Source organism: Streptomyces sp. WAC06614, from assembly GCF_003949795.1.
GTDB lineage: Bacteria > Actinomycetota > Actinomycetes > Streptomycetales > Streptomycetaceae > Streptomyces.
In genome coordinates this window covers 20030-30765 of sequence record NZ_RPRY01000057.1, presented here as the reverse complement: position 1 = coordinate 30765, position 10736 = coordinate 20030, and the positions used below count along the sequence as shown (strand labels likewise).

9 protein-coding genes and 1 pseudogene are annotated in these 10736 nt (G+C 74.9%); 9 read left to right on the top strand and 1 reads right to left on the bottom strand.

Annotation, left to right across the window (positions count from 1 at the left end):
* Window positions 1–353 precede the first annotated feature (353 nt).
* From EF918_RS10925 to EF918_RS10895, 7 genes and pseudogenes are all read left to right on the top strand, one after another.
* Window positions 354–1262: a hypothetical protein gene (locus tag EF918_RS10925; protein WP_260610056.1), complete on the top strand. Its 909-nt coding sequence runs from the start codon at window positions 354–356 to the stop codon at window positions 1260–1262.
* Window positions 1259–2530 (top strand): histidine kinase, encoded by a 1272-nt coding sequence (locus tag EF918_RS10920; protein WP_312847825.1) that lies wholly within the window; start codon window positions 1259–1261, stop codon window positions 2528–2530. The genes EF918_RS10925 and EF918_RS10920 overlap by 4 nt, the downstream gene beginning before the upstream one ends.
* A gap of 41 nt (window positions 2531–2571) precedes the next feature.
* On the top strand, window positions 2572–3189 hold the full coding sequence (locus tag EF918_RS10915; RefSeq protein WP_260610057.1) for a response regulator transcription factor: 618 nt from the start codon (window positions 2572–2574) through the stop codon (window positions 3187–3189).
* A gap of 62 nt (window positions 3190–3251) precedes the next feature.
* On the top strand, window positions 3252–4703 hold the full coding sequence (locus tag EF918_RS10910) for a penicillin-binding protein 2 (RefSeq protein WP_125644235.1): 1452 nt from the start codon (window positions 3252–3254) through the stop codon (window positions 4701–4703).
* Between the two features lie 28 nt (window positions 4704–4731).
* Window positions 4732–5241, top strand: a pseudogene (locus tag EF918_RS10905) (N-acetyltransferase family protein); the annotation flags it as partial.
* Window positions 5242–5313: 72 nt separating this feature from the next.
* Window positions 5314–6021, top strand: a complete 708-nt coding sequence (locus EF918_RS10900) for a DsbA family oxidoreductase (protein ID WP_125644231.1) — start codon at window positions 5314–5316, stop codon at window positions 6019–6021.
* Window positions 6022–6099: 78 nt separating this feature from the next.
* The gene (locus EF918_RS10895) at window positions 6100–7155 is read left to right on the top strand and encodes an aminotransferase class V-fold PLP-dependent enzyme (RefSeq protein ID WP_125644229.1); all 1056 of its coding nucleotides are present in this window, start codon (window positions 6100–6102) and stop codon (window positions 7153–7155) included.
* A 62-nt stretch (window positions 7156–7217) separates the two neighbouring features.
* Here the strand turns inward: EF918_RS10895 and EF918_RS10890 are convergent, their stop codons facing one another.
* Window positions 7218–8309: an alanine--glyoxylate aminotransferase family protein gene (locus EF918_RS10890; protein WP_125644227.1), complete on the bottom strand. Its 1092-nt coding sequence runs from the start codon at window positions 8307–8309 to the stop codon at window positions 7218–7220.
* Between the two features lie 65 nt (window positions 8310–8374).
* On the opposite strand from EF918_RS10890, the gene EF918_RS10885 reads away from it, so the two are divergent.
* On the top strand, window positions 8375–9469 hold the full coding sequence (locus EF918_RS10885) for an amidohydrolase family protein (RefSeq protein WP_125644225.1): 1095 nt from the start codon (window positions 8375–8377) through the stop codon (window positions 9467–9469).
* A gap of 308 nt (window positions 9470–9777) precedes the next feature.
* Window positions 9778–10725, top strand: a complete 948-nt coding sequence (locus EF918_RS10880; RefSeq protein WP_125644223.1) for an SCO1860 family LAETG-anchored protein — start codon at window positions 9778–9780, stop codon at window positions 10723–10725.
* Window positions 10726–10736: the final 11 nt, after the last annotated feature.

Sequence of the window (10736 nt, the reverse complement as noted above, 5' to 3'; positions counted from 1 at the left end):
GCCACCCCGGCCGCTCCTGCCGGCGCTGCCGCCCCGGCCGCTCCCGCCACCCGGGTCGGCCCTGCCGCGCCCGCGGCCTCCGCCCCGGCCGTTCCCGTCCCGCTGGGGCGGGTCCGGCGGGTGCTGCCGTCTCTCCTGCACCTGCCGTCTCTCCTGCACCTGCCGTCTCCCCTGCACCTGCCGTCTCCCCTGCTCCGACCGCCTCTCCTGCTCCGACCGCCTCTCCTGCTCCTGCCACCCCGGCCGCTCCTGCCGGCGCTGCCGCCCCGGCCGCTCCCGCCACCCGGGTCGGCCCTGCCGCGCCCGCGGCCTCCGCCCCGGCCGTTCCCGTCCCGCTGGGGCGGGTCCGGCGGGTGCTGCGCGCCACGGCGATCGTCGCCACGCTCCCGTACATCGGGCTGAAGGTGGCGTGGATGGCCGGCAGTCACCTCGGCATACCCGAAGGCAGCCGGCTGCGCACGGCCGGTCCGCTCGTCCTGAGCGTCAATGCCGTGACGATGCTGATGGACGTCGCCCTCGTCGTCCTCGTCCTGGCGCTCACCCGGCCCTGGGGCCGCCGCATACCCGGCTGGCTGCTGCTCGTGCCCGGCTTCGTGGCCTGCGGGCTGCTGACCCCGATCCTGGCCGCGTTCCCGGCGCAGACCCTGCTGCACGCCGTCGGCATCGGCACCGACACCGCCGCCCCGGCGGCCGGGGGCGAAGTCTTCCTGGACGACTGGGTGTTCACCGTCGTGTACACCGGCTTCACCGTGCAGGCCCTGGCACTGGCCGGACTCTTCGTCCCCTACGCGAAGGAGCGCTGGGGGCACCTCTGGCGGCGCACGGCCGGGCTGTCGGCCGGGCCGCGGGCGCTGGCGGTGGGCGCGGCGGTGGGAGCGGTGGCCTACGCCGGGACCCAGCTCCACTGGGCCCTCGGCGGCACGGCCGGGCTGACCGCGGCGCTGGCGGCGGAGCGTACGACGGACACCGCGGTCGTGGGGAGCGCGCAGGCGCTGTGTGCCCTCGCGGGCGCGGCCGGGGCGCTGCTGCTGGCCTTCGGCCGGGGGCGCGGCGCCCGGACGCCCCTGGCGCTGGCCTGGGTGGGCAGCTCGGCGGCGGCGGCCTGGGGCGGGTGGACGGGCCTGGCCGCGCTCATACCCGGGGGCGACGCCGCCAAGGAGGCCACCACGGTCCTGCTGCTCACCTACGCTGGCCAGATGATCACTGGGATGCTGGCCGCCGCCGTCGTCGCACGGTTCCTGACCGCCCGCAGCGCGGAGTGAGCCGGGCGTCGGTGGCCCGGGCGGGGCGGCGCTGGGTCCACCTGGTCCTCGGCGGCGCCCTGCTGATGCCCTACCTGCTGCTCGCCTCGGTGGTGCTGGCGACGCTGGGCGGTCCGCGGGACGTGCTCACCTCGCTGCCGGCCCTGCTGGCCGGCTGTGCGGTGGCCCTCCCGCTGGCCACGGTGAGCGCGCTGCTGCCGCTGGTGCGGCCGTTGGCGGTGGCCGCCGTACGGGCCCTGTGCGGGGTGCCGGGGGAGCGGCTGGCCGAGGGGCCGGCCGGGTCCTGGGCCGCACGGGGGCGGACCGCCCTGTGGTGGACGCTGCACCTGGGCCTGGGCGCGGTGGTCAGCGGGCTCAGCCTGGCCGGGCCGCCGCTGGCGGTGACCTTGCTGGTCCTGCCGCTGCTCGACCGGGAGCAGCAGGTCGGGCTGGACATGGCGGGGTTCGCCGACAAGGCCGGGGCGTGGCCGGCGGTGCCGGCCGGGCTGCTGGTGGTGGCCGTCCTCGTCGGGGCCGCCGTGGGAGCGGGGGCGCTGCTGGCCCGGGCCGCGCCCGTCCTGCTCGGGCCGAGCACGGCGGAGCGGCTGGCGGCGGCCGAGGAGCGGGCCGCCGACCTCGCCGTGCGCAACCGGTTGGCCCGGGAGCTGCACGACGCGGTGGGGCACGCCCTCAGCGCGGTCACGCTCCAGGCGGCCGCCGCGCGCAGGGTGCTGGACCGTGACCCGGAGTTCGTACGGGAGGCCCTGGCCGCCATCGAGGACACCACCCGGCGCACGGTGGGCGAGCTGGACACCGTGCTGGGCCTGCTGCGGGACGGGGACGCCGCCCGGCCCGACGCGGCGCCCGCGCCGACCCTGGGCGCGGACCTGGCCGGGCTGATCGCGCGGACCCGCGCGGCCGGCGCGGTGGTGGCGGCGCACGAGGACCCCGGCCCGGCCGGGAGCTGGGAGGTCCTGCCGGCGATCGTCTCCCGGGAGGCGTACCGGATCGTCCAGGAAGGACTGAGCAATGCCCTGCGGCACGGTGCCGGGGGGCCGGTGGACCTGCACCTCGCGGTGCGGGAGGAGGACACCCGTGCACTGGAGATCGTCATGACCAACCCGCCCGCCGCCCCGGGGGCCTCCGAGGGCGGGCGCACCACCGGAGGCCGTGGGCTGCGCGGGGCCGCGGAGCGGGCCGCGCTGCTCGGCGGCAGCGTCGAGGCCGGGCCCGCCGGGGACCGGTGGCGGCTGCGGGCCGTCCTGCCTCTCGGGGGAGGTGCCCGGTGAGCCGGCCGCCGCTGCGCATCGTCCTCGCCGACGACGAGCGGATGGTCCGCACCGCCCTGCGGGTCATCCTCGACGCCGAGCCCGGGCTGGAGGTCGTCGGCGAGGCCGTCACCGGGGCCGAGGCGGTCTCCGTGGTCCGGTCGCTGGAGCCCGACGTGGTGCTGATGGACGTGCGGATGCCGGAGATCGACGGGATCCGGGCCACCGAGCAGATACGCGCCGGCATGCCGGACCCGCCGCGGATCCTGGTGGTGACCACCTTCGACAACGACTCCTACGTCTACGACGCGCTGCGCGCGGGAGCGGCCGGGTTCCTGCTCAAGCGGGCCGACCCGGAGGAGCTGATCGGTGCGGTGCGGCTGGTGGCCCGGGGCGACACCCTGTTGTTCCCCTCCGCCGTACGCGCCCTGGCCGACTCCTACGCGGCCGCGTCCGGACCCGCGGCGCCGTGGGTGGCCCGGCTCACCGAGCGGGAGGCGGACGTGCTGCGGCTGATGAGCGGCGGACTGTCCAACCAGGAGATCAGCGAGCGGCTCGGGGTGGGGCCGCAGACGGTCAAGACGCATGTGGCCTCGGTGCTGGCCAAGACCGGTTCCCGGGACCGTACCCAGGCGGTGATCGCCGCCTACGAAGGAGGCTTCCTCATGAAGAAACGCTGAGAACCCGGCCACAATCCGGGCAGAGCGGAACGGATGCGACGTCTGTGACGTCATCCAGAAGGATGAACAAGACGATCAGGCGTGCGTCGGTCTTCTGCATGCTCCTGGTGCTGGCCCTGCTGGTGCGGGTCACCTGGGTGCAGGCGTACGAAGGCCAGGCCCTCGCAGACGACAAGAACAACCGACGGAACACCATCGCCAAGTACGCGAACCCGCTCGGCAACATCATCGTGGGCGGGCAGGCCGTCACGGGCTCGCAGCCGACCGGGGGCAAGGACTTCGCGTACAAGCGGACGTACACCGACGGCCCGCTGTACGCCCCGGTCACCGGGTACAGCTCGCAGGTGTACGGGGCGAAGGGTCTGGAGGGGGTCTACGAGGACATCCTCAACGGCAGCGACAACCGCCTGAAGACCTTCATGGACGTCCTGACCAACCGGCGCGCCGAGCCGGGCAACGTGCTGACCACGATCGACCCGGACGTGCAGAAGGCCGGCTACGACGCGCTCCAGGGCAAGCAGGGCGCGGCCGCCGCCATCGACCCGGCCACCGGGGAGATCCTCGCGCTCGTCAACAACCCGTCCTTCGACCCGGGCCGGATCACCGGTGCGAACGACGGGAAGGCCTGGGAGGAGCTGTCCGCCGACCAGGGCAAGGCCATGGAGAACGTGGCGCTGCGCAAGCCGCAGGCACCCGGCTCCACGTTCAAGCTGGTCACCATGGCCGCCGCGCTGGAGAACGGGCTGTTCTCCTCCATCGACGCGCCGACCGGCGTGCAGGACCCGTACGTCATCCCCGGCACCACCACCCCGCTCAAGAGCGAGGCGGCCACCCCGGCCTGCAACAACGTCTCGCTGCGCACCGCGCTGCGGCTGTCCTGCAACAACGTGTTCGCCGAGCTCGCCTCCAAGCTGGGTCAGGACAAGATGCGGGCGATGGCGGAGAAGCTCGGCTTCAACATGAAGATCGACACCCCGGTCCGCACCGACCCGCCGAGCAAGTACCCGACGAAGAAGATGTCGGTCGACCAGGTCGCGCAGACCGGTATCGGCCAGTTCGACGTCCAGGCCACGCCGCTGCAGATGGCCATGGTCTCGGCCGCGATCGAGAACGGCGGGAAGCTGGTCTCCCCGCACATGGTCACCGACGTGACCGACTCCAACGGCAATGTGCTGGAGAGCCTGCGCAACGCCCCGTCCACCCAGGTGATGAGCGAGCGCACCGCCTCGATGCTGCGCGACGCCATGCGCACCGTCGTCAGCGAGGGCGGCGGCAAGCCCGCCCAGGTGTCCGGCGCCGAGGTCGGCGGCAAGACCGGTACCGCCCAGCGCGGTGTCAACAACAGCCTGCCGCCGCTCGCCTGGTTCACCTCGTACGGCAAGCTGGGCGGCAAGCAGGTCGTCGTCGCCGTGGTGATCGAGAACTCCGACACCGACCGTTCCGAGATCGGTGGTGGCAGGCTGGCCGCGCCGGTGGCCCAGAAGATGATGGAAGCCTGGCTGAAGAAGAAGTAGCCGGAGCGCGCCGGGAACCGCGCGACGGTCCCGGCGCGTTCTCCCCTCCATGATCAGAGCCGCCACCGCCGCCGACCTCGACGCCATAGCCGCCCTGCACGCCCGGGCGCGCGCCACCTATTACCAGGGCCACATCCCCGAGGAGGCCTACGCCGGCGAGGCCGAGCTCACCCGCACCCGTGAGGCCTGGGCCCGGGCCGTCGCCCGGACGACCGGCGCGGTGCTGTGCGCCGAGCAGGACGGCCGGCTCACCGGGGTGGCCGCCTTCCGCACCGACGCCGACGGCACCACCCTCACCCAGCTCCACGTCGACCCCGACCGCTGGCGCCACGGCACCGGCACCGCCCTCCACGACGCGTGCCTCGCCGCCTGGCGCCGGGCCGGGGTCACCCGGGCCCGCCTGGAGGTCTACGAGCACAACCTGCGGGCCCAGGCCTTCTACGCCCGCCACGGCTGGCGCCCCGACCCCGCCGCGCCCCCGTCGGGCGGCACCCATCTGACGCTCTGGCTGACGGTTCCCGCCCTGCCCACGGAATGAGACGCTCCGGCGCGCTGTTGTGCCAGGGGCCGCCACAGCGGCACGTCGGACACCGTCAGGAGAAGAAGGAACATGCGCGTCGAGATCTGGAGCGACATCGCCTGCCCGTGGTGCTACATCGGCAAGGCCCGGTTCGAGAAGGGGCTGGCCGCGTTCGCGCACCGGGACGAGGTGGAGGTCGTGTTCCGCTCCTTCGAGCTCGACCCGCACAGCACCCCCGGGGACACCGCGCCCGTCGTGGAGATGCTCGCCAAGAAGTACGGCCGCACGCTCGACGAGGCCCGCGGCATGGAGGAGCACGTCGCCGCCACCGCCCGCGCGGAGGGGCTGGCGTACAGCACCGACCACCGGCTGCACGGCAACACCTTCGACATCCACCGGCTGCTGCACCTGGCCGCCGCCCGCGGCCGTCAGGGGGAGCTGCTCGACCTCGCCTTCCGCGCCAACTTCGCCGACGGCAGCGGGGTCTACGACTCCGCCACGCTGCTCCGGCTCGCGGTGGCGGCCGGTCTGGACGAGGCGGAGGTGCGTGAGGTGCTCGCCGACCCCACCGCGTACGCCGACGCCGTGCGCGCCGACGAGCGGGAGGCGGCCGAGCTCGGCGCCAACGCCGTGCCGTTCTTCGTCCTCGACCGCCGCTACGGCATCTCCGGCGGCCAGCCGGCCGAGGTCTTCACCCAGGCGCTGGAGCAGGCCTGGGCGGGCCGCACGGTGACCGAGGTGGCCCCGGCAGCCGACGCCTGCGAGCCGGACGGCAGTTGCGCGGTCCCGCAACCCTGAGTCCTATAAGCAATCCTTTGAGATCGCCTGAAAAACTAAGCAATGGACTTTGGGTGGTCGGTGGGTGAGAGTGGGGTCATGGATCTTCGACTCGCCCCTCTGGCCCCCGCCGAGTTCGCCCCGACCACCGCCTACCTCAACACCGCCACCAGCGGGCTCCTTCCGCTGGCCGCCGTCGCCGAGGTGCGGGCGACGGTCGAGGCGGCCGGTTCCGGGGTGGCCGGGCACGACACGTTCGAGCAGGTGGACCGGGTGCGCGCACGGTTCGCCCGGCTGGTCGGAGTGGCCCCGGAGCGGGTGAGCACCGGCTCCGCGGTCTCCACCCATGTCGGTCTGGTCGCCGCCTCGCTGCCCGCGGGCGCGGAAGTGCTCTGCGTCGAGGGCGACTTCGCCTCGGTGATGAACCCGTTCGTGGTGCGCGACGACCTCACCGTGCGGTTCGCCCCGCTGGAGTCCGTCGCGGACGCGGTCCGCCCGTCCACGGCCCTGGTCGCGCTCAGCGCCGTCCAGTCCGCGGACGGCCGCGCCGCCGATCTGGCCGCCGTCCGGCAGGCGGCGACCGCCGCCGGGGCGCGGATGCTGGTGGACGCCACGCAGGCGGCCGGCTGGCTGCCGTTCGAGGCCTCCCCCTACGACTTCACCGTCACCGCCGGCTACAAGTGGCTGCTCGGCACGCGCGGGGTCTCGTACCTGACCGTCTCCGAGGAGGCCCAGCAGACGCTGACCCCGCTGCACTCCGGCTGGGTCAACGCGGCGGCCAAGTGGGAGGCGACGTACGGGCCGATGCCGGAACTGGCGCCCGGCGCCCGGCGGTTCGACGAGTCCCCGGCCTTCTTCAGCTACGCCGCCGCCGAGCACGGGCTGGACCTGCTGGAGCGGATCGGCGTCGAGGCCGTGCACGCCCACGACACCGCCCTCGCCGCGCGTTACCGGGCGGGCCTGGACCGGCTCGGCCTCGCCCCGGTCCCGGGCTCCGCCCCGATCGTCTCCGTCCCCGGCCTCGCCGACCGCCAGCCGGCCCTGGCCTCGGCCGGCATCCAGACCGCGGCCCGGGCGGGCTCCCTGCGGGCGTCGTTCCACCTCTACACCACCGAGGCGGACGTGGACCGCCTCCTGGACGCCCTCGCGGGCTGACCCTGGCCGGGCGGCCTGCGCGGCGGGCGGCCTACGGGCCGGCGGCGCGGCGCCCCGTGCGCCTAGGCGGCCGGAGAGCCCTGCGCGTCCCATGCCTCCGTCGCCGCCGCCAGCGCCGGGCCCGGGTCGGCCGACAGCGCGGTGGCCAGGGCCGTCAGGGCGGTGCGGACCACGGGCAGGGCCGCCGCCGGGCCGTAGTGGTTGACCCGCAGCATGGAACCGGCCAGCGCGCCGCCGCCGGCCGCCAGCGGGGCGTCCGGCTCGGCGGCCACGGCCTTGGCGGCCACCGCCGAGGCGTCCGCGACGCGCAGCGTCGTGGCCACCGGCGCGGCCTCGGCGGCCACGGGCACGTACGGGGCCAGGCCCAGCGCGGCCGCGCCCGCCCGGGTCGCGGCCGCCGCCGCGGCGTGCCGGGCCTGCACCGCCGCCAGGCCCTCCGCCGCGATCCGGTCCAGGCACGCCTCCAGGCCCAGCATCTCCAACTGGGCCGGGGCGTGCGGCAGTACGGCCCGGCCGGTGTCGATCCACCGCTCCTTCCAGTCCAGCAGCGACAGGTACGAGCGGCGCGGCGCCGCCGGGTTGGCCGCGAACCGCTCCCACGCCCGCTGCGAGACCGACACGGCCGACACCCCGGCCGGGCCGCCCATCGCCTTCTGCGCGCCGATCACGCACAGGTCGACGCCCCAGGCGTCCGGCAGCAGCGGCTCCGCCCCGACCGAGGCGACCGCGTCCAGCATGAACAGCGCCCCGTGCGCCCGTACGGCCTCCCCGATCGCGGCCACCGGGTTGGTGTTGCCGGTGGCCGCCTCGGCGTGCACCAGTGAGACGAAGTCGATCTCCGGGCGGGCCGCGAGGGCCTCGGCGACCTGCTCCGCCGTCACCGCCGTCTCGAACGGCACCGCCAGGTCCACCACGTGCGCGCCGCAGTCCCGCAGCCAGTTGCCGAACGTGGTCCCGTACGGGCCGGTCACCACGTTCAGCGCGGTGGAACCGGGCCGCGCCCCGGAGCGGATGCACCCCTCCAGCGGCAGCAGCGCCTCGCCCTGGGTGATCACCACGTCCTGCTCCGTCGAGAGCAGCTGCGCCACCCCCCGTTCGATCGCGGCGAACCGCTCGGCGGTCAGCGGGGGCAGGTCGAGCAGGGGGTGCGTCATGGTGGTGCTCTCTTCGTCGGAAGGTACGAAGGTGAGCCTACCGATCGCGTGCGTACAGTGCGGACATGAGCGACGTGAGCCAAGTGCTGCATGTGAAGGGGCGGGTCCTGGTGGGCCCGGAGGACGTCCGCGACGAGCTGTGGGTCGTCGGTGGCCGGATCACCTACGAACGCCCGCGCACCGCCGACGACATCACCACCGTCTCCGGCTGGGTGCTGCCCGGCCTGGTCGACGCGCACTGCCACGTGGGCCTCGACGCCCACGGCCCGGTGGACGAAGTGACCAGCGAGAAGCAGGCGCTCACCGACCGCGAGGCGGGGACGCTGCTGATCCGGGACGCCGGTTCCCCGTCCGACACCCGCTGGATCGACGACCGCGAGGACCTGCCGAAGATCATCCGGGCCGGCCGGCACATCGCGCGCACCCGTCGCTACATCCGCAACTACGCCCACGAGATCGAGCCGGAGGACCTGGTCGCCCACGTCGCCCGCGAGGCGCTCCGCGGCGACGGCTGGGTCAAGCTGGTCGGCGACTGGATCGAGCGCGAGGTCGGCGACCTGACGCCCTGCTGGCCGCGCGGGGCGGTGGAGGCGGCCATCGCCGAGGCGCACCGGCTCGGCGCCCGGGTCACCGCCCACTGTTTCGCCGAGGACTCCCTGCGTGACCTGGTCGAGGCCGGCATCGACTGCATCGAGCACGCCACCGGCCTGACCGAGGAGACCATTCCCCTCTTCGCCGAGCGCCAGGTGGCCATCGTCCCGACCCTGGTGAACATCGCCACGTTCCCGCGGCTCGCGGCCGGTGGTGAGGCGAAGTTCCCGGCCTGGTCGGCGCACATGCGGCGGCTCTACGAGCGCCGCTACGACACCGTGCGCGCCGCCTGGGACGCGGGCGTGCCGGTCTACGTCGGCACGGACGCGGGCGGTTCGCTGCCGCACGGGCTGGTGGCGGCGGAGGTGGCGGAACTGGCCAAGGCCGGCATCCCCGCCGTGGACGCCCTGTCGGCCACGACGTGGGGCGCCAGGAGCTGGCTGGGGCGGCCCGGACTGGAGGAGGGGGCGCCCGCGGACCTGGTGGTCTACGCCGAGGACCCGCGTGCGGACGTCCGGGCGCTCGCGGACCCGCTGCGGGTGGTGCTCCGCGGCCGGATCCACGCCTGAATCGCGCCACGGCGGTGCGGGTCCGGCGCCGTGTTGACGGCCGACCGTGACGCGGGGCCCGGCGGGTCGTTGACATGGGCCGCGCCGGGCCCTTTCGTCACGGAGCGTGTGACGTGAGCGAACTCCCGCGCCGGTTGTGGCATCAGAGTTCGAACAATGTCGCGAAAACCCCTCTTTGGAGTGAACTCACGGCAGGTGCCTGCCCGTTCACCCAGCGTGCGTAAAGATTCCCGGGACGAGGCCGCCGGCGCCGCCATGTCCCCCATGGGCGGCGCCGCGGCACCCATCTCTCCGGGGGTTCCACCACCTTGACCAGCACCACCTTCCGCAGGCCCGCGGTCGCCCTGCTCGCCACGGGAGCGGTCGCCCTCCTCGCCGCCCCGCCCGCCCACGCCACCGGTACCACGACCGGCACCCCGCCCTCGGCCGGCGGGAAGGCGAGCGCCGTCGTCCTGCGGGCCGGCCTGGACGTCGGCCTGCTCGACAAGGCCGTCCACCTGCCGCTGCAGACCACCTTGAACCAGGTCGACGCCCCCGCCCGGGCCGAGAAGACCGCGCTGACCGTCCGTCTCGACGGGGTCGACCAGGGCCGGCCCGTCACCGTGCTGCGCGCGGACGTGGCCACCTCGAAGGCCACCGCCGACGAGCGGCAGGCCCAGGCCGAGGTCGAGCTCGCACAGGCCAGGGTGCACGTCCCGGGGCTGCCGGTGCTGTCCCTGATCGAGGTCGAGAACGTCACCTCCAAGGCCGTGTGCGAGGCCGGGCGGCAGCCCGTGGCCACCTCCGACGTGCTCGGTGCGGTGACCGTGCTGGGCAAGAAGGTCACGCTCTCCGCCGGTGGCCCGACCCGGGTCGAGGTGCCGGGGGTGGGCGAGGTCGGCCTGGCGCTGTCCGAGGCCACCACCACCTCCACCACGGCCGCGGCGGCCGCCCTGCGCCTGAAGGTGTCGGTGAACCCCCTCAAGCTGAACGTCGCCCAGGTCGACGGCGAAGTGGTCCTGGCCGAGGCCCGCTGCGAGGCCCCCGCGGCGCCCGGGAGGACGACGAAGGGGACGACGAACGCCGGGGACGAGCCGGTGGAGGTCAAGGCCCAGCCGGCCGGCACCTCACCGGTGGCCTCCGGTACCCACGCCAACCTCGCCGAGACCGGCGGCAGTTCGCTGACCCCCTACCTGGCCGGCGGCGCCCTCCTGCTGCTCGGCGCCGGCGCGGGCGCCCTCGTCCTGACCCGCAGCCGAGGCCGCGGCAACGCCTGACCGGGGCCCCG